Raw genomic sequence first — 23,822 nt, forward strand, 5'->3', positions numbered from 1 at the left:
CCGTTGTGGAGGAGGCGCTGGCCCACGCGGCGGGTGCCGGTGGGCAAGCGACGCCATTATGAACGCAGGCCACGCCGGCCGGGCATCAGGCCGAGGCGCGCGACGTGCTGGCAGTGGCCGGGCCTGCAGGCCTGGCAACCTGCATCTGAACGCTTGCCACCCGGTGCAACTCGGTTTCGTAATGACGCACCGCCAGCAGAAAGCAGCCGGCGGCTGCCAGGCCGAATGCCGGCATGACGGTCAACGCTACGTGCAGGCCCCAGGCATCCGAGATGGCGCCGCCCACGAACGGGCCGACCGCCAGGCCGAAGAGGTTCTGAAACACGGCAAGTACGGCAGCCCCCGTGGCCCGTACACCGGGGTGGATGACATCGAGCACGATGCTCGCCGCGGGCCCGGCCGAGCAGGTCATCAGAAAGCCGCCCAGCGCGATCAGCGGGAGTTGCAGGCGAGCGTCCGTCACGCCCGCGAACGCCACCAGAAACACCGCCAGCGTGACGGTGCACAGCGTGGCGATCACGAACAGCTTGTTGCGGGGGCGGCGCGCGGCCAGCCGGTCGACGATGAAGCCCCATACGAAGTTACCCAGCGCGCTGCACAGCACGATCAGCGCGGCCTGCTTGGCGGCCGCGTGCGGATCCAGGCCGTGGAACCGGTTGAAGAAGCTGGGCAGCCAGGCCCAGACCGTGGACACCACGATCAGTTGAAGCGCGGCGCCCAGGCACGTCCACCAGACCGTGCGCGATTGCGTCAGGATGGCCGCGACATGCCCGAAGAACTGTCGTGCAGACGGCTGTTTGCCTGCCGGGTCAGATGACGATGTCAGTGCGACGGTCTTGTAGTCGGGCACCCACAGATACAGCAGCGCCAGCACGAGCCCAGGCACGCCGACGGCACCAAACGCCGCCCGCCACCCCCAGCGCGCCGCGATGACGCCGCCCAGCATGACGCCGAGCACGGATCCAAGTGCGGCCGCCGCAAAGAAAGCGCCGAGCAGCATGGAACGCAGCCGCTTTGGAAACAGGCTCGCGATCAGCGCCGCACCGACCGAGCCGTATCCGGTTTCGCCCACGCCGATCATGGCGCGCGCGGCAAACATCTGCCCGTAGTTGCGCGTGAACATGCAGGCGATGGTCGACAGGCTCCAGATACCCGCCATCACGCAGATGCTCTTGACCCGGCTGACGCGGTCGGCCAGCAGTGCCACGGGCAGGCTGCCCACCGCCACCACCACCGAGATGATCGACACCAGCGCGCCGAGTTGCTTGTCCGACAGGCTCCACGCGAGCTTCAAGTGCGGAAACAGCGAGACGATCACCTGGCGGTCGATGTAGTCGAACAGCATCAGCGCAAACGTCATCGCAAAGGCGAACCAGGCGCGTGGCCGGCTGACCAGGTAATCGTCGCGGTCGCCGCTGTCGGCGGTGGGGGCATGCAGGTTCACGAGTGTCTCCGTCTTGTGTTCGGGGCGGCCGTCTACGTGGACTGCCGCCTCACGCGCTCACCGCACAGGGCGGCGGCATTTTTCTATGGCGCATTCGGGGGCGGCATTGCGATGGCGGCAGCCGGTGCGTTTTCGCGGTCCTGCAGCTCGCGCCACAGCACCTTGCCGGCACTCGACTTGGGCAACGCATCGGCAAATGCCACCACGCGCGGGCATTTGTACGCCGCCATGTTCTGCCTGGCCCACTGGATGATGTCCTCCGCGCTGGTCTTGCCCTGCGCATCGGCCTTGAGTACGACGACCGCCTTCACGCTTTCGCCGCGATACGGGTCACGCGTGCCGATCACGCAGGCTTCATGCACGTCGGGGTGCTGGTAGAGCAGGTTCTCCACCTCGGCGGGCCAGACCTTGAAGCCCGACGCATTGATCATGCGTTTGAGCCGGTCCGTCATGAAGTAATAGCCGGTTTCGTCCATGCGGCCCAGATCGCCTGTGCGGAAAAAGCGCAGGCCATCGAGTTCGACGAAGGCCGCGCGTGTGGCCTCCGGCTGCCGCCAGTAGCCCTGGAAGACCTGCGGGCCAGCGACGATGATCTCGCCGACCGTGTTGGCCGGCAGCGCTGCGAGCGTTTCGGGGTCGACGATGCGGGCCGCGGTGTTGAACGTCGGGAGGCCCAGGCACTGCTGCCTGGGGGCCCCGGCGGGGTTGTTGTGCGTGGCCGCCATCGTTTCAGACAAGCCATAGCCCTCGAGGTAGTTCAGCCCGAGTCGTGCCTTTAGGCGTTGCGCCACCGCTTCGGGCATGGCCGCGCCGCCGCCGCCGATGTGGCGCAGGCTGGACAGGTCCAGCGTGTCGACATCCGGACTGGCCAGGAAGTCGATCACCATGGTCGGATTACCCATCCAGTGCGTGATGCCAAAGCGCGCGATCAGCTGCGCGGCACGCTGGCGATCCCAGCGCGGCAGCATCACGATGGTGGCGCCACTGTAGATGGGCGCGTGCATGCCGTGCTGCATGCCGCTTACGTGAAACAGCGGCAACACCGACAGCACGACCGACTCGGCGCGGCAGTCCGACCAGATGCTGCTGCCCACCGTGTTGTGCATGACCGAGCGATGCGTGTGGATGCAGCCCTTTGGAAATCCCGTTGTGCCGGATGTGTATGGCAACACCGCCATGTCGTCGGGGCCGGCAGTATGCGGCGCCGGTTCATAGCGCGCGGCCAGGGCATCCGCCCAGTGTGTGACGGTGAGGCCCGCACCTTGCGGTAAGGGATGCGTGACGGTGAGCCAGGCAGGCGGTGCATCTGTGCCGCCGGTCGGCAGCGCGTCGTTGTACTGCGTGACCAGCACATGCGTCAGACCGTCGCCTGACGGGAGGTCCGGACAGACGCACGCGCCAGCAATGTCCGCGCTGCAGATCGCCACGCGCGCACCGCTATCGACGACATAGTGGCGAAACTCTTCCGCCTTGTTCATCGGGTTGACCGGCACCACCACGGCATCTGCCCGCAGGATCGCGTAGCAGGCGGCGATGAACTGCGGGCAGTTCTGCATGTAGAGCAGGACACGGTCGCCTTTCTTCACGCCCGCCGCCTGCTGCAGCCAGCCGGCCAGCGCCGTGGCCTGCGCGTGCAGGGCCTGGAACGTCAGCGCATGGCCGAAGAACGCGATCGCCGTCTTCTGCGCAAAGCGCTGCGCCGAGACTTCCAGGTTGAACCAGAGCGATGTGTCGCGCGGCGCCAGCGTGTTGGGTGGGCCACCGGTATGGGCGTGCTGCATCGTGTCTCCGATGTTCGGCGCGGCGCTCAGGCGGTCTTGCGCAGGAAGCCCTGGGTGCCGCCGTTGCGGTTGGGCGCGAAGCCGTTGGCGGCCAGGGATTCCTCGACCGTGTCATAGAACACGCCGATCTTGGAGATCTCGCGTGCCTGCTGTGCGGAGGCAATCTCGCGGCCGAACTCGCGCGAAATGCGCACCAGCTGTTCGATCTGCTTGACGGTGCTCTGCTTGGCCGTGCGCGACTGGTTCCACAGGCAGTCTTCGGTGCCGCAGCGCACGTGCAGGCCCATGGCAATACCCATCATGTTGACGGGCAGCACGTTGCGCACGTTGCTCTCCACGGTCACCACCGCGCCATCGGGTACGCCGCGCATGAAGTTGGCGAGGCTGTACACGTTCGGCGTATCCATGCCGCCACCGATGGCCACCCAGTTCATGACCAGCGGGCCTTTATAGAAGCCCCGGCGCATCAGGCGCTCCACCGATTCGAAGCTGTTGGTGTTGTAGCACTGGAAGGCGCTTTGGATGCCCTTGGCGGTCAGGCGGCGCACGTGCTCTTCCACCCAGCCCGGTTGGGCCGGCACCGTCATTTCCTTGTAGGCATGGAAGAGGGCCGGGTCTTCGCGCGAGGTGCCCTTGAAGTCCGCATCTTCCGCATGATCGGTCACGTTCATCTGCGAGGTATTGACCGTCACCGTGACCTGGTCCGGCGTGGGCTCGAGCTCGGCCAGCATGTGGCGCGTATCGTCGGACAGCCACTTGGCGGCCTGGCCTTCGTTTTCCGGCGCAAAGGAGATCGAACCGCCCACCTGGATGATCATTTCCGGCACCGCCTTGCGCACGCCTGCGATCAGCTCGTTGAACATGGACAGGCGCTTGCTGCCCTTGCCGTCCAGCTCGCGCACATGCAGGTGCAGCACGGTGGCGCCGGCGTTGTAGCAATCCACCGCCTTCTGGATCTGCTCGGCCATCGTGACGGGGATGTCCTCCGGAAAATCGGAGGGCAACCAGCCCGGCGCGTAGGGCGCGGCCGTGATGATCAGGGGCTGCTGGTTTTCAGGAAAGAGGTGGCCGTCGAGAAAGTTCATGGTGGGTCTCCGGTGCGGGGGCTGCGGCGCGTGCGTTCGTGTGTCGTTCAGAAGGGCTTGTCGCCGCGGATACCGGCGCGTTCCATCTTGCGCGGCGCGGGCCAGTAGTCCTGCACGGCGTAATGCTGCGTGCAGCGGTTGTCCCAGATGGCCACGCTGTTGGGCGTCCAGCTGAAGCGCACCTGGTATTCGGGAATCGTCGACTGGCTGATCAGGTAGTTCATCAGCAGGTTCGCGCCCGGGGCCTTGTCGAGGCCGCAGCGCACGTTTTCCGGCGTGTGGTAGTTCACGAAGTGGGTGGAGAAGCCGCACACGTACAGTGATTTCTCGCCGGTCTCGGGGTGGGTCCGGACCACGGGGTGCTCCACCGTCGGGTACTGCGCGGCCAGCTTGGCACGTTCTTCCGGCGGCATCACCGCGCCGAACGAATGCTCAATGCTGTGCTTGGCACGCAGGCCCTGGATACGCGCCTTGATGTCGTCCGGCAGCCGCGCGTACGCCTCTTCCATGTTGACCCAGATGGTGTCGCCGCCCACCTCGGGGCACTCGATGCAGCGCAGCACTGCGCCCATCGACGGGTTCTCCCGCCACGAGCCATCCGTGTGGAAGCTGTTCTCGTAGTGCTCCTTCTTGTCGCTGCGGTAGATCTGCACGAGGCCGGGGTGGTCCGGGTCGCTGCCGGCGACGGGGTGGTCTTCCAGTTCGCCGAAGCGCCGTGCAAAGGCGACATGTTCGGCGCGCGTGATGTCCTGATCGCGCAGGAACAGCACCTTGTGCTTGAGCAGGAGCGCCTTGAGCTCTGCGAACAGGGTGTCGTCGCGTGACGCCTCCCCCAGATGGACGCCCGAAATCTCGGCGCCGATAGAACAGGTGAGTTGCTTGACGCGCATGATGCGTTCCTCTTGTTCGCCGGCCGCGCACGCTGCTGCGGCGGGCGATGTCTCCATGAATCGTTTCGTCGCCAGACCTCTGACGGGTTGGCTTGTGAGGGATTGTGGGCAGCGGTATCCGCGCGCGCTTGACTCTGCGCGCCAGAATCCAGCAGTTCGCGACAATTGACGCGCCCGGATGGGCGCTCCCAGAATGGCGATAGTGGATGTGGCGACACGCTGGCATCAGCCGGCAATCGCGGTATCCAGGACATGCATACACAAGGTGCAGAGATGGCCACTTTGGTTCGCAGCGCGGCCCTGACCAAATACGCCGAGATTGCTTCGACACTGGGCGTCGACCCCGAGCAGATGGCACGCCATGTCGGCGCCGATCGCTCCTGCCTGTACATGCCCGACCTGCGCGTGCCCGAGCCGTGGATTGCCGACATGTTCGAGGCCACCGCCCGCGCCACGCAGTGCCAGGAGGTGGGACTGCTGGTGGCGGAGCTCTGGCGGCTGTCGGACTTCGGCCCGATCAGCCTGTTGCTGCAGCATCAACCCACGCTGCGCCACGCGTTGGCCGAGATTGAGCGCTACCGCCACCTGCTGAGCGACACGGTGACGATGCACGTGGAAGAGTCGGGCGGGGTGGCTGTCGTGCGCATCCTGCTCATGACGGGCCGGCCCAACCCGGGGCGGCAGGCGATCGAGCTGTCGGTGGGCGTGGCGCTGGCGCTCATGCGCTCCCTGCTGGGCAGCGCATGGAAGCCGCGCGGCGTGCATTTCTCCCATGCCGCGCCAAACAGTCACATGGTCCACAGCCGGGTGTTCGGGCCCAAGATCGAGTTCGACAGCGAATTTGACGGCATCGTGTTGGACCAGCGCGACCTCGATCGCCCCAATCCATTGGCCGACGTGGCACTCGCGCGCTACGCGAAGGAGCTGCTCGCGCTGCAGCCCCGCGCGGGCCAGGAATCCATCGCGGCCAATGCCCGGCGCGCGATTCACGTGCTGATGCCGCAAGGGCACAGCACCATCGAGCTGGTCGCGCCCAAGCTGGGTTTGAGTTCGCGCACGCTGCAGCGGCGTCTGGAGCAGGAGGGCGAAGACTTCTCGTCGCTGGTCAACGAGGTGCGCATGGAACTGGCGCTGCGCTACCTGGGCGATTCGCGCTACCCGGTGTCGCAGGTGGCCATGTTGCTGGGGTTCTCCCAGATCAGCTCGTTTTCGCGTTGGTTCACCGCCCAGTTCGGGCAGCCGCCCTCACGCTGGCGGCACGATGCCCAGGGACGCACGCAGGGCTGAGCATTCGGGCTGACGAGGCGCGCCGCCGAGGCCCGCGGCGAGCGGCAGCGCCCTACAGACCGTATCCGCCGGACACGTTCAGCTGCTGCCCGGTGATGTAGGCCGCATTCTCCGATGCCAGAAACACGGCGGCACGGCCAATGTCGTGCGCCTTGCCCCAGCGCTTGAGGGCCAGCATCTGCATCGTTTCGTCGATCCACTTCTGGTCGAACTGGCCCTGCTCCAGCAGGATCGGGAACATGCCAGCCTCGATCACGCCGACCAGGATCGAATTGGCGCGGATGTTGTAGCGGCCCTCCTCGCGGGCCAGGCCCCGGATCAACGATTCATTGGCCGCCTTCGGGGCGACCGACAGGCCGTCGCGGTCTGGCCAGCGCAAGTGCCCGGCCGAGCCCAGCGTCACGAATGAGCCGCCGCCCGCAGCACGCAGGTGCGGCAGCGCGGCCTGGGTGGCGTTGAAGAAGCCCATGACCTCGACATCGATGGCGCGGCGCCAGTCTTCCTGGCGCATTTCGCTGATGTGGCGCTGGTTGACGAACGGGCCGGCCGCCCAGACGACGGTGTGCACGCGGCCGTGCGTTTCGATGGCGGCGTCCAGCGCGGCCTTGACCTGCGCCACATCGGTCACGTCGACCTGATGCGTGCTCGCGCTGACGCCGGCTTCGCGGATCTGTCCGGCCACGCGCTGCGCAACGTCGGCCTTGGTCCGGTAGCCCACCGCGACCGGCACCCCGGCCCGGGCGAATTCAAGCGCCACGCCTTGGCCAAGGCCACCACTGCCGCCAAAAACGAATGCGGCGCCCTTTGGGAATCCGGTCGTGCTCATCCTGGTGTCTCCTGTTCTCGGCAAACCGACGTTGTCGGTGCGGTCAAGGTATCAACCAGGGATGCCATGCGGAACAATTGGCGTTATATGGGATGAAAAGTATCTTCAAGCGATACGTTCTGGTGGCGTATTGCGGTACGGCGCAGTTACTTGGCCCAGAAGATGCGCGGATCAGTGAGCCGGGCCGTGCACAGCATGCTGTACCAGGCGGTCTCGCCGGCGGGCAGGGTGCGATCGTTGGCCGCCAGCTCCTGCATGCGCTGCGACAGCGATGCGATCAGGCTCCGCAGCTCGTCGATCGATCCGCGCGACAGCTTGACGGTCTCAAGCTGCCAGACCGACTGCGGGTCGTGAAAATCCATCGTTGCAAAATGCCGACGCATGACGTCGTCCACGGCACGGCGCAGCGGGCCGCCCGGAATCCATTGCGGGTGCCGCACCGTCAGCAGGCGGACGCGGTTGCCGGGAAACAGATCGAGCAAGCGCAGTTTTTCCAGCCGCCGCAGATGCAGGATGAGGCCGGGTTCGTCCAGACCGAACTCCTGCTGGACTGCCTGCGGTGTCCAGTCATAGCGCAGCAGCATGAAGATGAACGCGGTGAACGGGGCATCGGCCAACCCCTGCTCCTGCTCGACGCTGATCGCCTGAGCCTTGGACTCGCTGCGCCGCGCCGCCAGCTCGGCAAGATCGATGAGCCGGATGCCGGCCATCGCGCAGAGGGATTCGAGCATCGCGACACTCAGGCCATGCCCGGTCAGATGGCGCTTGATGGTGGTTTCGCTCACGTTGAGCTGCTCGGCAAGATCGCGATAGCGCAGATTGCGGTCCTTGAGCACACGCTTGAGCTCCGCGAGCAGCAGCGCTTGATCGGTGGCGCCATCGTGGTGTTTCGGGGGCATGGTCGGGCGTCCTTCCTGTCGTGCGGTCGGCTCAGTCGCAACGTGGTGCGGGTTTGATGGATGGCGATCTGCCGCCGGGTCGCGCGATTTTCACACGCGTGCCAGCAAAAAACGAAGGCGGGATCACCGGTACCTGCGTGTTTGGTGCGATGCGGAAAAAGCTGCCTGACTGCGGCTCCGCTCGTTTATCCTTTGCAATCTGTTTCATTCCAACACCAAGCGAGGAGCATTTGTCATGGCAATTCAAACGGTCGGCATCGTCGGTGCCGGAACAATGGGCAACGGCATTGCGCAGGCATGCGCGGTGGTCGGGCTGGATGTGGTGATGGTGGACATCAGCGATGCCGCCGTGCAGAAGGGCATCGCCACCGTGGCGGGCAGCCTGGACCGCCTGATCAAGAAGGAGAAGGCGACCGAAGCCGACAAGGCCGCCGCGCTGGCACGCATCCAGGGCTCGACCTCGTATGACGACCTCAAGCGCGCCGACATCGTCATCGAAGCCGCCACCGAGAACTTCGACCTGAAGGTCAAGATCCTCAAGCAGCTCGAAGCGGCCGCCGCGCCGCACGCGATCGTCGCGTCGAACACGTCGTCGATCTCGATCACCAAACTGGCTGCCGTGATGCAGGACGCCAGCCGCTTCATCGGCATGCACTTCTTCAATCCGGTGCCGATGATGGCGCTGGTGGAAGTCATCCGCGGCCTGCAGACGAGCGATGCCACGCACGCTGATGTCGAGGCGCTGGCGCACAAGCTCGGCAAGACGCCCATCACCGTCAAGAACAGCCCGGGCTTCGTGGTCAACCGCATCCTGTGCCCGATGATCAACGAGGCGTTCTGCGTGCTGGGCGAGGGCCTGGCCTCGCCGGAAGAGATCGACGAAGGCATGAAGCTCGGCTGCAACCACCCGATCGGGCCGCTGGCGCTGGCCGACATGATCGGCCTGGACACCATGCTTGCCGTGATGGAAGTGCTGTACACCGAGTTTGCCGACACCAAGTACCGCCCCGCCATGCTGCTGCGCGAGATGGTGGCTGCCGGCTACCTCGGCCGCAAGACCGGTCGCGGCGTGTACGACTACCGCAAGTAAGCCCCGGCGATCGACCTTCGCGCTGTCTGCCAACTGTCCGGTCAGAACCGCGCGAAGTGTCCGCAAGTGTGCATGGAGGCGGTGTGGCGGTGCGTTGATGATGACGCATCGCCACACCGCTTTTTCTTTCCCCGCCCACACCGGACACCGCCATGCCGCGCTACGCCTTCCGCCTGCTCAACGTCTTTGCCGAAACCACCTTTGGCGGCAACCAGCTCGCCGTCTTTGAAGACGGGCGCGGCCTGGACGACGCCACCATGCAGGCCATCGGACGCCAGTTCAACCTGTCCGAGATCACCTTCATCTTCCCGGATGATGCCGATGGCGCCACGGCGCGCTTCCGCATCTTCACGCCCGATTACGAGATGCCGTTTGCCGGCCACCCTTCGCTTGGCACCGCGCAGGTGGTGCGCGAGCTGTACGGCCCCGGCAATGCGCTGACGCTGCGTTGCCCGTCGGGCATCGTGTCGCTGACGGCGCAGGACGATGGATGGTCGCTGGTGCCGCCGCGTTCTGGCGCCCTGAGTACGCGCGAGGCCGATCCCGCCATCGCCGGGATGCTGGGGCTGGATGCCGATGCCTTGGCCGGCCCGCCGCTGTGGGTCGATGCCGGTATCGAGCAGCTCATGGTGCCTGTCAAGACGCGCGCCGATGTGGACCGCGCCCGCCCCGACCCTTCGGCGTTCGACGCGTGGCCGCGCAGCCGCAACGACGGGCGCAACGCCTACGTCTTCACGATGCCGGCGACCGGCAGCAATGATCCGGTGGTGTCGCGCTTCTTCTTCGAATACGGCACCGGCCTGTGGGAAGACCCCGGCACCGGCTCGGCGTGTGCCAACCTGGGCGGCTGGCTGCGTGCCACCGGCCACGCGTTGCCGGCCAGCTACCGCATCGAGCAGGGCGCCGCGGTGGGGCGGCCGTGCCACCTGACGCTGCGCGTGGACGCTGACGGCACGATCCACGTGGGCGGCCGCGTGATCGAAATCGGCCGCGGCACGCTCAGCCTCTGAGCACGCCTCAGGCGGCGTCCAGCTGTTTGCAGTAGAACGTCGTCCCGCAGAACGCGCCATCGGGCATCAGCGCATAGTTGGGCACCACGCCCACGCGCTGCCACCCGGCGCGCGCGTACAGGCGCTCGGCATCGCCGCCAGTGACGGTGTCGAGCACCAGCACCGTCTTGCCCTCGGCGTGCGCCACTTCCTCGACGGCTGCCATCAGCCGCTGCGCCACGCCTTGCCGGCGCGCGCGGCGGTGCACGAGCATCTTGGCGACGTCCGCACGGTGTGGCTGGTTTTCCGGCTGGGACAGGATCAGCTGCACGGTGCCGACAACGGCGCCGGCGTCGTCTTGGGCGATCAGGAGCGCGCGCTCCTCGTGCGCCACGCCTTCGGCCACATCGCGCCAGAACGCCCGGGCCTTGTCGTGCGACAACGGCCACATGAAGCTGACCGAGGCACCGCCTTCCACGCAATCGACCAGCACGTCGGCGAGCGCGTCGACGCAGGCGCATGCTTCATTGGCGCCCACGCGCCGCACGGTCAGGGTGTCGGGCATCCGTGTCTCCGATTGGGCTGCTTTGTTGGTGAAGCCTGCTTGCGGCTGGATGGCGTTATGGCTGCGCCGGGTCGCGCCGCTGCACGCCGGGCGGCAGCCATGAGCCGTCGAGCGCCGCCTCCTTCGGCCAGGTGAGCTGCATGCGCAGCAGGAACGGCCCCGTGGGCGCCGGCAGCCAGTTGCGGCGCTCGCCCTTGGGCGGTGTGCGCTGGATCAGGATGTCGAGCGAGCCGTCGCGGTTCAGGCGCGGGTGGTCTGCCTCGCTCAGCACGTTGCGCAGGCCCGGGCGCTCGACCGTGCGGCGCGGTTGCTGTATAGCGGCAACGGCCCAGCCGGCGTTTTCCGGCGGCAGCTGGTTGCGCTCGAAATGGAGCACGTAGCGGTGCGTGCTGTCGAGCGCCATGCCGTTGGTGTCGGTCGTGGCGGTGGCGATGAACATGTCTTGCGGCAGGTCGGTGCCGCCGCCGCTCCACGCCACGATGGCGCGTTGTGCGTAGTCCAGCCCGTACGCGCCGATCATGCGCGGGATGAACCACCCGTTCTGCGTGATGGGCGGTTGCTTGGCGGCGATCATTAGCGTTTCGCGCGCGGCGGCCACGCCTGCATCCATCACCTTCAGGTTGGGCGCGCTCACGGCCTTGGCGTCGAACGGCTTGCCGGGCACCAGTCCCAGATCGCGCAGCGATTCCAGCATCGTCGAATCGGCCGGATGCGGCGGGTTGTCCTTGAGCAGCTCGGCAAACCGGGTGAAGTAGCTGTTGGCGTCCAGCGCGGTCACGCGGCGGCGTGCGGCATCGAGGCTGACGTCGAAGTCGGTGGCCTTGTCCGTATTCACCCTGGCAGCGGCTTCGGCGTCGCGCGCGGCAGGTTTGCCGAAGGCCTCCAGCGGAGTGATGCGGTAGCGATCCTGCACGCGGCGTGCGGCGGCCTCGTCGCGCTGGCGGGTCACCTGCGTGCGGGCCACCACCCAGACCAGGTGGGTGGGCGCGGCAATCTGTTTGACGCCCGGTGGCAGCGTGCCGTCCCAGCCCGGCGGGGTGATGGCGTAGTGCGCGGCGCGTGCGCCGGTGGTGCGGTTGCCGAGCGATTCGAAGACATCGTTCCACCCGTCATGCAGCGCCACCCAGATATGGCGGCGGCCGACGTCGGGCAGGCTCAGCACGACCGGGCCGTTGCGCAAGTCGACGAAGGCGCTGCTGGCAAGTACGTCCACGCGGGCCCGCACGCCGGTGGGCAGGGCTTCGTCTTCCAGCGTGCGCTGGTGCATGAACGTACCGGCAGGCGCCAGCGCAGAGGTGGTCTGCACCAGAGCGTCCGTCATCATCAGCGGGAAGGCGTACACATAGGCCGAGCGGACGAGCGCTTCGTTCGGCTGCGGCAGGCGTTGTTCAACGGGCGCCGTGGTTTCGGCGTTCTGGGTGGAGCAGCCGGCCAGGGTCAGGGCCATCACGCTCAGCGCTGCCGCTGCCAGCTGGGTAAGCCGGCGCGTGCGCGCAGGGCAGTGCGTCATCGTGTTCTCCTTTGTCGTCGGTGCGCGCAACAGGAAAGCAGACGCCTGTCGGACATCCCCCCAAGGATGCTTGCGCTTACGGTTGCGCGGTGGCCGATCCCGTGGCGCCGCGCATGTCGTGTCGTGAATCTTTCGAATGTAGAAGCGCGGCTGGCGCAAGTCAATTGAAGTGCCGCCGGGCATGCATTGCTCAGCTTACAGCCGCAGGTGGATCGCCAGACGTAACTTGGCCGCATCGTATTCGGCCTTCATGCGCGCGACGATCTCGGCAGCGGGCAGCAGGTCGGCAATCTGGCCGACCCCCTGGCCGGCGCCCCAGATGTCTTTCCAGGCCTTGGCGCGGGAGCTGCCGTCGCCAAAGTTCATCTTTGATTTGTCGGCCACGGGCAGGGCTTCCGGGTCCAGCCCGGCCAGCTCGATGCTCTCGCGGATGTAGTTGCCGTGCACGCCCGTGAAGAGGTTCGTGTAGACGATGTCCGACGCCGCGGCGCGCACGATGGCCTGTTTATAGCTTTCCGCCGCGTGCGCTTCCCGGCTGGCGATGAAGCGCGTGCCGATGTAGGCGAGGTCCGCCCCCATGGCCTGCGCGGCGAGGATGGCATCCCCCGTGGCGATGGCGCCCGACAGCGCGATCGGCCCATCGAAGATGCTGCGCACCTCGCCCACCAGCGCAAACGGCGACAGCGTGCCGGCATGCCCGCCCGCACCTGCTGCCACCAGAATCAGGCCATCGACGCCGGCTTCGAGCGCCTTTTCCGCATGGCGCAGGTTGATCACATCGTGCAGCACGATGCCGCCGTAGCTGTGCACGGCATCGAGGATCTCCTTGACCGGCGCGCGCAGCGAGGTGATGAAGATCGGCACCTTGTGCCTGACGCAGGTGGCCACGTCCTGCTCGAGCCGCGCGTTCGAGTGGTGCACGATCTGATTGACCGCGAGCGGCCCGACCACGTCGTGCGGATGCGCGGCGCGGTGGGCGGCGAGGTCTTCGTTGATCTGGGTGAGCCAGTCGTCCAGCACCTCGGCCGGGCGCGCATTGAGCGCCGGAAACGCGCCGACGATGCCGGCCTTGCATTGCGCCAGCACCAGTTCCGGATAGCTCACGATGAACATGGGCGACCCGATCACGGGCAGCGTCAGGTGTTGCAGCGCGGGCGGCAAGTGCTTGGCGGCGGGCATGGCGTCTCCTGGCAGAGGCGAGCGGATAGCGTCGTTCGATTATAGGAACCATCCCGCACTCTGCCGCGCGCGATTTGCTGGCCGGGGCTCAGGCATGCGCGTGCTGCGCGAGCAACTCGATGAAGGTGCGGTTGAAGGCCGGCAGGTCGTCGGGTTTGCGGCTGCTGACCCAGTTGCGGTCGGTGACGACTTCCTGATCGACCCAGGTGCCGCCGGCGTTGCGGATGTCGTCCTGAAGCGAGGGCCAACTCGTCAACGTGCGCCCGCGCACCAGCCCGGCAGAGACCATCAGCCACGGCCCGTGGCAGATCACGGCGATGGGCTTCTGCGCCTGCTCGAACGCTTTTACAAAGGCCTGCGCGGCGGGCACCATGCGCAGCGCATCGGCGTTGAACACACCGCCGGGCAGCACCAGGCCATGGAAATCGTCGGCCCGGGCGTAGTCCAGAACCAGGTCCACCTTGAACTTGTCGGCCTTGGTGTCGTGATGCAGCCCCGTCACGCTGCCGGCCTTGGGCGCGATGACGGCGGTGGTGGCACCGGCCGCTTCCAGTGCCTGCTTGGGGCTTGCCAGCTCGGCTTGCTCGAAGAGGTCGTGGACCAGGATGGCGATGCGCATGTCGTGTAGCGTGGTCATGACGGGCTCCTGTCAGATGGGTTGAGCGGACATGTCCGCAACGGGCATGCCCGGGGTGCGCTAGCATGCGGAGCATTCCTCACCTGTCACCTCACCGATCACTGGAGACCCGCATGACCACGCCGCTTTCCATCGATGCCGCCACCGCCGCTGCAGATGCCGTGCTGTTTCCGGGTTTTCGCCCGTTCCGCCAGGCGATCAACGGGGTGGAGATCGCCGGGGTGATTGGCGGCAGTGGACCGCCGCTGCTGTTGCTGCACGGCCATCCGCAAAGCCACGTGATCTGGCACAAGGTGGCGCACGAACTGGCACGCGACTACACCGTCGTCGCCACGGACTTGCGCGGCTATGGCGCGTCGTCCAAACCGGAAGGCAGCGCCAGGCATGTCGAATACAGCAAGCGCACCATGGCGCAGGACCAGGTGGAAGTGATGCGCGCGCTCGGCTTCGGCCGCTTCCGCCTCTGCGCGCACGACCGCGGCGCACGCGTGGCGCATCGCCTGTGTGTCGACCACCCCGCGCACGTGGAGCGCGCCATGCTGCTCGACATCGCGCCCACGCTGGCGATGTACGAACACACCGACATGGCGTTCGCATCCGCCTACTGGCACTGGTTCTTCCTGATCCAGCCGACGCCGTTTCCCGAGACGCTCATCAACGCCATGCCCGATTTTTACATCGGCAAATTGATGGGCCTGCGCCACGCGGGGCTCGAACCGTTCGCGCCGGAAGCGATGGCTGTCTACGCCGCCGCCATGCGCGAGCCCGCCTGCGTGCATGCCATGTGCGAGGACTACCGCGCCGCCGCTACCATCGACCTCGAACACGATCGCGCTGACCGCGATGCCGGCAAGCGCGTGCGTGTGCCGCTGCGCGTGCTGTGGGGCGAGCATGGCGTGATCCAGCGGTGCTTCAACCCACTGGAGCTGTGGCAGGCCGTGGCCGAGAACGTGACCGGCGGCACCGTGCCGTGCGGGCATTACGTGCCGGAGGAGGCTCCGGAGGCGTTGCTGAAGGAGATGCGCGCGTTCTTTGGGTAAGGAGGCGGGGCAGCTTCTAGCGCTGCAGCAGCGGCGCAACGACGGGCGTGTGATCGCGCATATTCCTGAGCGCCCGTCATGCTGGTACGTCAGTCGTGGGCGCCGTCCGTGAATGCATCACGGCGATCCACGACGCGAGCGCCATCCGTGTAGATATCGGTGGTCTTTGCACCATCCGTGTATGTGTCAAACCGCGTGGCCTTGGCCCCATCGGTGTACACATCTCGCGGTCCCGAACTGCCGAATGCGACTCCGGCCATCACGGTAGTGCCCGCTGCAGCAAGCAATAGCAGTTTTTTCAGCATATTCGCCTCCCTTCAGGCGGTCGTTCCCTCGGCAATCTATTTGTCGCTTCAATATAGGGCGCGCATGCCTTTCCGCCGCGCAGAAGGCAGACAACTTTGTTATGTTGAAAATGACTGGGCGAAATATGTTGCGCTGCCTATTTGAGGCTTGTCGGCCGTCTTCGCCAGCGCGATTTGCAGCGCGCCCACTGCGGCACGCGGCGAAAGGAGCATGTCATGACCGGAAGCGATGAAGCGGTATTCGAGATCATCCGTGTGTTCAACGCCTCGCGCGAGCGCGTCTGGCGGGCCTGGAGCGACCTCGCCCAACTGGAGCGCTGGTGGGGCCCGAAGGGTTGCACCGTCGAGGCATTGCGCTTCGAGTTCCGGCCGGGCGGCTTCTTCCACTACGCGATGCGCTTTGGCGATGGGCCCGCCATGTGGGGGCGCTTCAACTATCGGGAGATCGTGTTCGGTGAGCGCATTGTCTGGCTCAATTCGTTCGCCAACGAACTCGGCGGCATTGCGCGGGCCCCGTTCAGCGAACAGTGCCCGCTGGAGATCGAGAACCGCGTCACCTTCGTCGAGCGCGATGGCGTGACGACGGTGCAGTTGCGCGCGCAGCCGTTTGGCGAGACGCCCGACGAGCGACAGTACTTCGAAGACCTGCGCCCCTCGCTCAACGAAGGCTACGGCGGGACGCTGGATCAGCTTGGAGCGCACCTGGCGCGCGGCTAAGCGTCCGCCCACTCCCGCAGCAGGTTGTGATACGTCCCCGTCAACGCAACGACGGACGGGTCTGCCTGCCCGAGCAGCGCCATCAGCCGCTGCAGTTCCGTATCCATCTGGAACAGCAGCGTGCGATGCGCGTCACTGCGCACCATGCTCTGCAGCCAGAAGAACGAACACACCCGCGCGCCGCGCGTGACGGGCGTGACGCGGTGCAGGCTGCTGCTCGGGTAGAGCACCATGTCACCGGCCGCGAGCTTGACGCGGTGTTCGCCGAAGGTGTCGTCGATGACGAGTTCGCCGCCATCGTAGTCTTCAGGCGCGGTCAGGAACAGCGTGCAGGAGAGATCGCTGCGGATGCGGAAATCCGTACCGCGCAGGTGGCGCACGGCGTTGTCGACGTGATTGCCGAAGGTCTGGCCGCCCGCGTAACGGTTGAACAGCGGCGGGAACACCTTGAGCGGCAGCGCGGCCGAGAAGAACAGCGTGTTGGCGGCCAGCGCGTCCTGGATGAACGTGCCAACCTCGCGCGCGGCGGGTGAGTCTTCGGGCAACTGCATGTTGTGCTTCACCTGACCCGACTGCGCGCCTGCGGTGACCTTGCCGTCCACCCATTCAGCGGCATCGATGATGGCGCGGCAGTGCGCGACCTGGTCCTTGGTCAGGACAGCGGGAATCTTCAGCAGCATGGTGATGCGGTTTCCAGCGCGCCGGCCAACGCACGCAAGCGCACATCGGGATGGCCAGCAAGAAAGTCATGCGCCTTCGCGAGGAAGGCGGGGGTGGCGGTGTGCGGCACGGCCCGCATCCAGGTGCGGGCTTCGTCCGTGCGGTCAGCGAGCGCAAACAGGCGCGCAGCGTTGAACTGACCGCGGAAGTCGCCGCCCTCGGCCGCGCGCAGGTAGCAGTGCAGGGCGATGGCGATGTCCGTTTCGACTTCCCAGCCGTCTTCATAAAAGCCGCCGAGCACGTTGATCGACTTGGCGTGTCCTTGGCGCGCGGCGGCCTGGAAGAGGGCGAATGCGCGTGCCCGATCTGCCGGGATGCCGCGCCCGAGTTGCAGGCTGGTGGCGTAGTTGTACTGCCCCCAGTCGAGGCCGGCATCCGCAGCGCGGGCGTACCAGTGCGTGGCCGTCTTGTCGCAGGCGGGCGCGCCCCAGCCGTGCTCGTAGCAGCGGCCGAGCATGTTGGCCGCCATCGCGTGGCCGGACAGCGCGGCGGTCTTGAACCAGAACAGTGCTTCGGCCGCGTTGCGATCGACGCCGCGGCCATCAAGCAGCCATTGGCCGAAGATGGCTTGCGCTTCGGTGTGTCCACGCCGGGCCGCGGCGGCGAGCCAGCGTGCGGCGCGATCGGCGGGGCCGGTCAGCACCGCGTGAATCGCATCGACCACCGCAGCGTCGGCTGTGGCGGTTGCAGCGTGCGAACGCATCAGTAACGGATGGCCAGCGTGAGGATGGCCGTGCGCCCCGGTGCCAGCGATGCGTAGTGCGATGCATATGCCTGGTTGAAGTACACCTTGTCGAACAGGTTCTGCACGTTCAGCTGCAGGCTGGTGTGCTTGTCGATGCGGTATGCGGCCATCGCATCAAAGCGCCAGTACGCCGGCACCCACTTCGGGTTGGCAGGGTTGGCGCTGCCCCACACCTTTGACACGTAATACGCGCCGCCGCCCAGCGTGAGTTTCGGCATCGGCTGATACGTCGTCCACAGGCTGAAGCTGTTCTTGGGCGTGTTGGGGAATTCGGTGCCGTTGGTGGCGCCAAAGGCCGCGCCTGCGCCACCGGCGTTGCGCAGCTCGCTCTTGAGGAACGTGTAGCCGCCGAACACCTGCCACGTGCTGGTGAGCGCGCCCGACCAGCCGAGCTCGAAGCCGTCCACGCGCTTGTTGCCGGCCATGGCGGCGGTTCCGTCCTGCAGCACGATGCGTGCGTTGGTGGTTTCGATGCGGAACACGGCGGCGGTGAGTGCCAGCTTGCTGTCGAGCACGTTCCACTTGGTGCCGAGTTCATAGGCACGATTCTTCTCAGGGGCGAGCACGTCGCCGCGATTGCCGGCGCGGTCCGGCGTGAGCGCGCTGGTATCGGCGCCCTGGCCTGCCACCGAGCCTGACGGGGTCGACGACGTGCCATACGCCAGATAGATGCTACCGTTCTGCGCGGGCTTGAAGACGAGGCCCAGTTGGTAGTTCAGCAGGTTGTCGTCGCGCGAGAAGCTGGAGCGCACACCTTGCGCGTTGGCCGACGTGGTGGCCGATGCGGAATAGCGGTCGTAGCGCAGGCCGCCGTTGACCTGCCAGCGTGGCGACAGCTCGATGGTGTCGAACACGTAGGCCGACTGCGTGCGCACCGTTGTCTGCGCCGGGTTGTTGTTGAGCGTGATGCTGCCAGTCCACGGGTCATTCGGGTTCGGGTTGAACAGGCTCGTGCAGTTGTAGCCGCCTGCCGCACCAATGCCGTTCGGGCAGCGGTTGCTGCCGGTGGCGACGGTGTAGGCGTCGTTGCTGCTGCGCTCGCGCGAGAACTCCAGCCCCGCCGCATAGCTGTGCTTGAGGCCGCCGGTTTCGAACTTGCCCGTCGCTTCGGTTTGGTTGGCGACGGTGTTGGCAATCGAATACCGCGAGTTGGTGCGGCGCCAGACCATGCCGTAGTAGATGTTGCCCTGGCTGTCGTCAGGCTGGGTCCAGATGTAATCCTGGCTGGTGCGCGCCACGCGCGTGGTGTTGCGCAGCTTGAGCGCGCTCGACACGTCATGCTCCAGCGTCAACGTGCCCATGTCGACGCGGTCGCGGCGGAAATCGCGCGCCAGGCCGTAGTACACGTTGCGGTCGACATTCACGGGCGCGCCGTCGCCGGGGCCGAACAGTTGGGGGCGGCCATCGGTGCGGCGGTTGAAGGTGCCGTTGTTGTAGGGGATGCCGGTGTCGGGCGTGTCGTTCGACTGCAGGTGGTAGTACGACAGCGTGGCGCGCGTGGGCGTGCCCAGCCCGAAGGCGATGGACGGTGCGATGCCCCAGCGGCTGAAGCTCGTCACGTCGCGGCCGGCCACGCCGGCGTCGTGGTACATCGCGTTCAGGCGGAAGGCCGCGTGCTCGCCGATCTGGTAATTGCCATCGGCCGTGGCGCGCTTGTACGCCGCGTTGCCCACCGACAGCGTGCCCTCGGTGAAGTGCTCCAGCTTGGGTGTCTTGCTGACGATGTTGATTGCCCCGCCCGCCGAGCCGCGCCCTTCATACGCGCCCGACGGCCCCTTGATGACTTCCACCGATTCCACGTTGAACATCTCGCGCGATTGCGCGCCGATGTCGCGCAGCCCGTCGAGGAAGGTGCTGGCCTGCGCGTCGTAGCCACGGATGAACGGGCGATCGCCTACGGGGTTGCCGCCTTCACCGGCACCAAACGCAATGCCGGGCACCGTGCGCAGCGCTTCGGTGAGGGTGACGGAGCCCGTGTCCTGCAGCACCTCGGCCGGGATCACCGTGACCGACTTGGGCGTGTCGAGCAGCGGCGCGGTGAACTTGCCACCCGAGGCCTCATCGGGCTTGTAGCTGCTGCTGCCGGTCACGGTCTGCTCGGGCAGAGTGGCCGTCACGGCGTCTTTCCTGGTGTCTGCGATGGCTGGCGCGGAGGCTACGGCAAAGCTCATCGCCCCGGTCAGGTATCCCACCACCGAATGTTCGGCTCGCTTGCGTTCGGTCTGTGCTGCTTGCATGGCTGAAGGCTGCTCCCCTGAAAAGGTTGGTTACAATTTTGATGTAAATGAGAATTGTTATCGTTTACGGGTGGGGAAGTCAATGCATGGGCGGTCGCTTTCCTTACGGAAGACGGCAACTGTCCGACAAATCAGTGGGTGATGCGTGCTGGGCGAGGGGTGTCCGGGGCGGCAGAACGCCGCCTCCGTGGGGGTGCGCGCCGAGGGACGCGTCAGTCGCGGTTGTGGATCAGCTCGTGTTCGACCGTGGCCGCACCCGCCTTGACCAGTGCGGCGATGGTGGCATCGAGCAATGCGATCATCGACTGGCTCGGAAAGAAGCGCGCCTGCAGGCGCGACATCAGGCTGGTCTGCGTGAACCACGCGAACAGCGCGCCGTGCGACAGCGCTTGCTGCTCCAGCAGCTTGAACTTCACCAGCACGCGGATGGCGTGCAGCGCGTTGCGTTCCGGATCGGCACGCAGATACGCGAGGCGCCCGAGCGATACGTCAATGGCGGCGTTGACGCTGGCGAACGGGCGGCCATGCCCTGGAATCACCACGCGCGCATCGAGCTGCCCAATGCGCTCGAGAATGGCCTGCTGCTCGGCAAAGCCGCTCTCACCTTCGAGCTCGGGAAAGATCACGCCAAAGCCGCGCTCCCACAATGCATCGGCGGACATCAGCACGCGCGTGTCGGGGCTGTAGAGGATGACCGCGTGCGGATCATGCCCCGGCGCACCAATGACCTGCCAGTCGAAGCTGCCCAGGCGTACGGTCATGCCGTCGGCCAGGCTGGCATCGGCGTCGCTGCCGGGCAGCGTGAAGCGCGCGCATTCCTGGCCGGTGGGGCCGTAGCTGAGGGCGTCCGTGTCCCAGCGGCGCACGTCGTCGACTTGAGCGGCGGGCACGCGGGTGTGGCAGCCGTACAGTGCCTGTAGCGCCGCGTTGCCGCCGCAGTGATCGGAGTGCAGGTGCGTGTTCAGCAGACGGCGCAGCGGCTTGCCTTGCAGCGCGTGCTGCACCAGCGCGACGGTCTGCGGGGCGTGCGTGAGATAGCCGGAATCGACCAGCGCACAGCCACCGTGCGCGTCGTCATCGAAGAAGAGGATGTTGTTGGACGACAGCCAGCCGCGCTCGAACACGCGCATCGAATCCGGCAAGGTGATGATGTCGTGTTCGGCCACGGCGTGGTGAGGTCAGGCGCTGCGCGTGTCGTTGAGCCACGCGCACGCGCGCTCGGGCAAGGTCTGCCACACGGCCAGGCGTGCAGCGTCACTCATGGTCGACCACGCGGCAATCTCGTCGATCGTGCGCATGCAGCCGATACACAGGCCGCGCGCATCGTTCATCTTGCACACGCTGATGCAGGGCGACGTGACCGGCTGCGCGCGTTCGGCCTGCGCGCGGCTGTTGCGCAGCTTGCCGAGCGAAAGCTTGAGTTGGGCGCGTGTGCAGGTGTCCATCGGCGCTTGGTCAATCGCGCTGGGCGATGTCGGCCACGGGTGCGCCGGTCATCGCTTCCAGCTCTGCGGGCGTGAGGTTGAACACCGCGTGCGGATGGCCAGCGGCGGCCCACACGCTGTCGTACTGGAAGAGGTCTTGATCGAGCAACATGACCGGTTTGACCGCATGGCCGACCGGGCACACGCCGCCGATGGCGTAGCCGGTCTTCTCGCGCACGAACTTGGCATCGGCCTTGGCCAGGGCGCCCACGTGCGCGGAAACCTTTGCCTCGTCGACACGATTGGTGCCGCTGGCGATCACCAGCACCGGCACGTCGTCTTCTGCGCGGCGGAAGATGATCGACTTGGCGATCTCCGCCACCGAGCAGCCCAGGCCAGCGGCCGCTTCGGCAGACGTCTTGCCAGTGGCCGGCAGCATCACGATGGCTTTCTCATAGCCGAGCGTGCGCAGGTGGTCGGCCACGCGCTGGGCAGATTCGGGCAGGGGGGCGTTGGTGTCGGTCACGGTCATCGTCGTTGTTCTTGGTGAGGGGTCAGATGCAGGCCTGGGCGATCTGGTCCTGCAGCTTGAGCAGCAGGGCGCGGCCTGCGCGCGAGGCGGTCGGACGGCCAATGGCTTGCGAGATGAAGTCACCCGCCAGCACCACCTTGTCCAGATCGATGCCGGTGCGGATGCCCAAGCCATGCAGCAGGTACAGCACGTCTTCGGTGGCGACATTGCCGGTCGCGCCCTTGGCGTACGGGCAGCCGCCCAGCCCCGCCACCGACGCGTGGAAGATGTTGATGCCCACTTCCAGGCTGGCGAGGATGTTTGCCAGCGCCTGCCCATACGTATCGTGGAAATGGCCCGAGAGACGGTCGATCGGGAACGTGGCCGCAGCGGCTTCCATCACGGTCTTCACGCGCCCGGCGGTGCCCACGCCGATGGTGTCGGCAATGTCGATCTCGTCGCAGCCGAGGTCTGCCATGCGTTTGATCACGTCGACCACGGCAGACACCGGCACCTCGCCCTGATACGGGCAGCCCAGCGCGCACGAGATCGACCCGCGCACGCGAATGCCCGCATCCTTCGCAGCCTTGGCCACCGGCACAAAGCGCTCGATCGATTCGGCAATCGAGCAGTTGATGTTCTTCTGCGCGAAGGCCTCGCTGGCTGCGCTGAAGATCACGATCTCATCCGCACCTGCGGCGGCTGCGCCCTCGAAGCCCTTCATGTTGGGCGTGAGCACCGAATACAGCGTGCCCGGCCGGCGCTGGATGCGCGCCATCACCTCGGCGCCGTCGGCCATCGCCGGCACCCACTTGGGCGACACGAACGACGCGGCTTCCACGTTGACGAAGCCAGCGTCCGACAAGCGGTTCACCAGCTCGACCTTGGTGTCGGTCGAGACCGGCGCCTTCTCGTTCTGCAGACCGTCGCGCGGGCCGACTTCGACCACCTTCACAAAATGCGGGAATGCCATCTCAGTAACCTCGTTGCAGATCGACGATGCCGACAATCGGCTCGCCAGCTTCCAGCGCGCGGATCTTGCGCGCGATCTGGGCAATGCTTACTTCGCGCAGCGTCAGCGCCGAAATGTGCGGCGTGATGTGGATGCGCGGTTCGGTCCAGAAAGGGTGATCGGCGGGCAGCGGCTCCTTGCGGAACACGTCGAGCGCCGCGCCGGCAATGTGCCCGCTGCGCACGGCGGCCAGCAAGTCGTCTTCCACCAGATGCTTGCCGCGCGCGACGTTGATGACGAATGCGCCCGGTGCGAGCTGCGCGAGCAGCTTGGCGTCGATTACGTTTTCAGTGTCTGTGGTGAGCGGCAGCACGTTCACCAGCACACGCGTGCCGGAGAGGAAGCCGGGCAGCGCATCGGCCCCCGCGCGGCAGTCGATGCCATCGATGCTCTTGGCCGAACGGCTCCAGCCACGTACCGGAAAGCCGAAACCCGCCAGCGTGTGCGCGATGTGCGTGCCGAGCACGCCCAGGCCCAGCACGCCGACGACAAAGTCCTCGCGCTTGAACGGCTTGAGGAAGCGCCACATCTTGGCTTGCTGCTGGCGTTCGTATTCGTCCAACCGGCGGAAGAAGCGCAGCACGGCATGCGTGACGTACTCGCCCATCTGTGCGGCCATGCCGGCGTCGTCCAGGCGCACGATCGGCAGGCCGTCAGGAATGGCATCCGGCGATTGGGCGCGCAGGCCCAGGATGGCATCCACGCCCGCACCGAGGTTGAACACCGCGCGCAAATCCTGGCGCCCCCGCAGCATGTCGGCAGGCGGCTGCCAGACCACGGCGTAATCAGCATCCTGCGCCGCACCTTGTTCCCACACCGACAGCCGCGCCTCAGGCAGCGCCTGCGCAAAACCATCGAGCCAGGGTTGGGGCTTGCCGTCGGGCGTGTAGATCTGGATGTGCATGTGGGGCAACTTCAGGTTCTTGGTT

The 23,822-nt window shown here is 66.4% G+C and carries 24 protein-coding genes; 5 read left to right on the forward strand and 19 right to left on the reverse strand.

What is annotated here, in order from left to right:
* Positions 1–85: 85 nt before the first annotated feature.
* The 4 genes from NG900_RS02140 to NG900_RS02155 all read right to left on the reverse strand — a co-directional run bounded on the left by NG900_RS02140 (position 86) and on the right by NG900_RS02155 (position 5,200).
* Positions 86–1,438 (reverse strand): MFS transporter, encoded by a 1,353-nt coding sequence (locus tag NG900_RS02140; RefSeq protein WP_252676901.1) that lies wholly within the window; start codon positions 1,436–1,438, stop codon positions 86–88.
* Between the two features lie 89 nt (positions 1,439–1,527).
* The gene (locus NG900_RS02145; protein ID WP_252676219.1) at positions 1,528–3,225 is read right to left on the reverse strand and encodes a long-chain fatty acid--CoA ligase; all 1,698 of its coding nucleotides are present in this window, start codon (positions 3,223–3,225) and stop codon (positions 1,528–1,530) included.
* 26 nt (positions 3,226–3,251) lie between these two features.
* Positions 3,252–4,310: a beta-keto acid cleavage family enzyme gene (locus tag NG900_RS02150; RefSeq protein ID WP_252676221.1), complete on the reverse strand. Its 1,059-nt coding sequence runs from the start codon at positions 4,308–4,310 to the stop codon at positions 3,252–3,254.
* 47 nt (positions 4,311–4,357) lie between these two features.
* Positions 4,358–5,200: a TauD/TfdA dioxygenase family protein gene (locus NG900_RS02155; RefSeq protein WP_252676903.1), complete on the reverse strand. Its 843-nt coding sequence runs from the start codon at positions 5,198–5,200 to the stop codon at positions 4,358–4,360.
* Between the two features lie 273 nt (positions 5,201–5,473).
* On the opposite strand from NG900_RS02155, the gene NG900_RS02160 reads away from it, so the two are divergent.
* Positions 5,474–6,487 (forward strand): AraC family transcriptional regulator, encoded by a 1,014-nt coding sequence (locus tag NG900_RS02160; protein WP_252676223.1) that lies wholly within the window; start codon positions 5,474–5,476, stop codon positions 6,485–6,487.
* A 52-nt stretch (positions 6,488–6,539) separates the two neighbouring features.
* Here NG900_RS02160 and NG900_RS02165 read toward each other — a convergent pair whose 3' ends face one another.
* Positions 6,540–7,313, reverse strand: a complete 774-nt coding sequence (locus NG900_RS02165) for an SDR family NAD(P)-dependent oxidoreductase (protein ID WP_252676225.1) — start codon at positions 7,311–7,313, stop codon at positions 6,540–6,542.
* Positions 7,314–7,459: 146 nt separating this feature from the next.
* Positions 7,460–8,149: a helix-turn-helix domain-containing protein gene (locus NG900_RS02170; protein ID WP_252676227.1), complete on the reverse strand. Its 690-nt coding sequence runs from the start codon at positions 8,147–8,149 to the stop codon at positions 7,460–7,462.
* Positions 8,150–8,447: 298 nt separating this feature from the next.
* Between NG900_RS02170 and NG900_RS02175 the strand changes: the two genes are divergently transcribed.
* Both NG900_RS02175 and NG900_RS02180 read left to right on the forward strand, forming a co-directional pair.
* Positions 8,448–9,302, forward strand: a complete 855-nt coding sequence (locus tag NG900_RS02175) for a 3-hydroxybutyryl-CoA dehydrogenase (RefSeq protein WP_252676229.1) — start codon at positions 8,448–8,450, stop codon at positions 9,300–9,302.
* Positions 9,303–9,454: 152 nt separating this feature from the next.
* The gene (locus tag NG900_RS02180; protein WP_252676232.1) at positions 9,455–10,312 is read left to right on the forward strand and encodes a PhzF family phenazine biosynthesis protein; all 858 of its coding nucleotides are present in this window, start codon (positions 9,455–9,457) and stop codon (positions 10,310–10,312) included.
* Between the two features lie 7 nt (positions 10,313–10,319).
* Here the strand turns inward: NG900_RS02180 and NG900_RS02185 are convergent, their stop codons facing one another.
* The 4 genes from NG900_RS02185 to NG900_RS02200 all read right to left on the reverse strand — a co-directional run bounded on the left by NG900_RS02185 (position 10,320) and on the right by NG900_RS02200 (position 14,182).
* Complete coding sequence (locus NG900_RS02185; protein WP_252676234.1) at positions 10,320–10,856, reverse strand: GNAT family N-acetyltransferase; 537 nt, start codon at positions 10,854–10,856, stop codon at positions 10,320–10,322.
* A gap of 55 nt (positions 10,857–10,911) precedes the next feature.
* A complete protein-coding gene (locus NG900_RS02190) occupies positions 10,912–12,366 on the reverse strand; it encodes a DUF1254 domain-containing protein (RefSeq protein ID WP_252676236.1) in 1,455 nt (484 codons plus the stop codon).
* Between the two features lie 195 nt (positions 12,367–12,561).
* Positions 12,562–13,545: an NAD(P)H-dependent flavin oxidoreductase gene (locus NG900_RS02195; RefSeq protein ID WP_252676238.1), complete on the reverse strand. Its 984-nt coding sequence runs from the start codon at positions 13,543–13,545 to the stop codon at positions 12,562–12,564.
* Between the two features lie 88 nt (positions 13,546–13,633).
* On the reverse strand, positions 13,634–14,182 hold the full coding sequence (locus NG900_RS02200) for a type 1 glutamine amidotransferase domain-containing protein (protein WP_252676240.1): 549 nt from the start codon (positions 14,180–14,182) through the stop codon (positions 13,634–13,636).
* Between the two features lie 113 nt (positions 14,183–14,295).
* Here NG900_RS02200 and NG900_RS02205 point away from each other — a divergent pair, with 113 nt between their 5' ends.
* Positions 14,296–15,222 (forward strand): alpha/beta fold hydrolase, encoded by a 927-nt coding sequence (locus tag NG900_RS02205; protein WP_252676242.1) that lies wholly within the window; start codon positions 14,296–14,298, stop codon positions 15,220–15,222.
* An 89-nt stretch (positions 15,223–15,311) separates the two neighbouring features.
* Here the strand turns inward: NG900_RS02205 and NG900_RS02210 are convergent, their stop codons facing one another.
* Positions 15,312–15,527, reverse strand: a complete 216-nt coding sequence (locus NG900_RS02210; RefSeq protein WP_252676243.1) for a hypothetical protein — start codon at positions 15,525–15,527, stop codon at positions 15,312–15,314.
* A gap of 216 nt (positions 15,528–15,743) precedes the next feature.
* Between NG900_RS02210 and NG900_RS02215 the strand changes: the two genes are divergently transcribed.
* On the forward strand, positions 15,744–16,244 hold the full coding sequence (locus NG900_RS02215; protein WP_252676244.1) for an SRPBCC family protein: 501 nt from the start codon (positions 15,744–15,746) through the stop codon (positions 16,242–16,244).
* Here the strand turns inward: NG900_RS02215 and NG900_RS02220 are convergent.
* From NG900_RS02220 to NG900_RS02255, 8 genes are all read right to left on the reverse strand, one after another.
* Positions 16,241–16,924: a Fe2+-dependent dioxygenase gene (locus NG900_RS02220; RefSeq protein WP_252676245.1), complete on the reverse strand. Its 684-nt coding sequence runs from the start codon at positions 16,922–16,924 to the stop codon at positions 16,241–16,243. The genes NG900_RS02215 and NG900_RS02220 overlap by 4 nt on opposite strands.
* Positions 16,915–17,667, reverse strand: coding sequence for a tetratricopeptide repeat protein (locus NG900_RS02225; RefSeq protein WP_252676246.1), 753 nt, complete (start codon positions 17,665–17,667; stop codon positions 16,915–16,917). The genes NG900_RS02220 and NG900_RS02225 overlap by 10 nt, the downstream gene beginning before the upstream one ends.
* A complete protein-coding gene (locus NG900_RS02230) occupies positions 17,667–19,946 on the reverse strand; it encodes a TonB-dependent receptor (RefSeq protein WP_252676247.1) in 2,280 nt (759 codons plus the stop codon). The genes NG900_RS02225 and NG900_RS02230 overlap by 1 nt, the downstream gene beginning before the upstream one ends.
* A gap of 212 nt (positions 19,947–20,158) precedes the next feature.
* Positions 20,159–21,112 (reverse strand): MBL fold metallo-hydrolase, encoded by a 954-nt coding sequence (locus NG900_RS02235; protein WP_252676248.1) that lies wholly within the window; start codon positions 21,110–21,112, stop codon positions 20,159–20,161.
* A 12-nt stretch (positions 21,113–21,124) separates the two neighbouring features.
* Positions 21,125–21,391 carry a DUF1289 domain-containing protein gene (locus tag NG900_RS02240; RefSeq protein WP_252676250.1) on the reverse strand — a complete coding sequence of 89 codons (267 nt, stop codon included), beginning with the start codon at positions 21,389–21,391 and terminating at the stop codon, positions 21,125–21,127.
* Between the two features lie 10 nt (positions 21,392–21,401).
* The gene (locus NG900_RS02245; RefSeq protein ID WP_252676252.1) at positions 21,402–21,902 is read right to left on the reverse strand and encodes a YbaK/EbsC family protein; all 501 of its coding nucleotides are present in this window, start codon (positions 21,900–21,902) and stop codon (positions 21,402–21,404) included.
* Positions 21,903–21,924: 22 nt separating this feature from the next.
* Entirely contained in the window at positions 21,925–22,854 is a 930-nt protein-coding gene (locus NG900_RS02250; RefSeq protein WP_252676254.1) for a hydroxymethylglutaryl-CoA lyase, read from the reverse strand.
* Between the two features lies 1 nt (position 22,855).
* Complete coding sequence (locus tag NG900_RS02255) at positions 22,856–23,797, reverse strand: 2-hydroxyacid dehydrogenase (protein WP_252676256.1); 942 nt, start codon at positions 23,795–23,797, stop codon at positions 22,856–22,858.
* Positions 23,798–23,822 lie beyond the last annotated feature (25 nt).

This window comes from Ralstonia soli (assembly GCF_023955655.1).
Classification (GTDB): Bacteria; Pseudomonadota; Gammaproteobacteria; order Burkholderiales; family Burkholderiaceae; genus Ralstonia; species Ralstonia soli.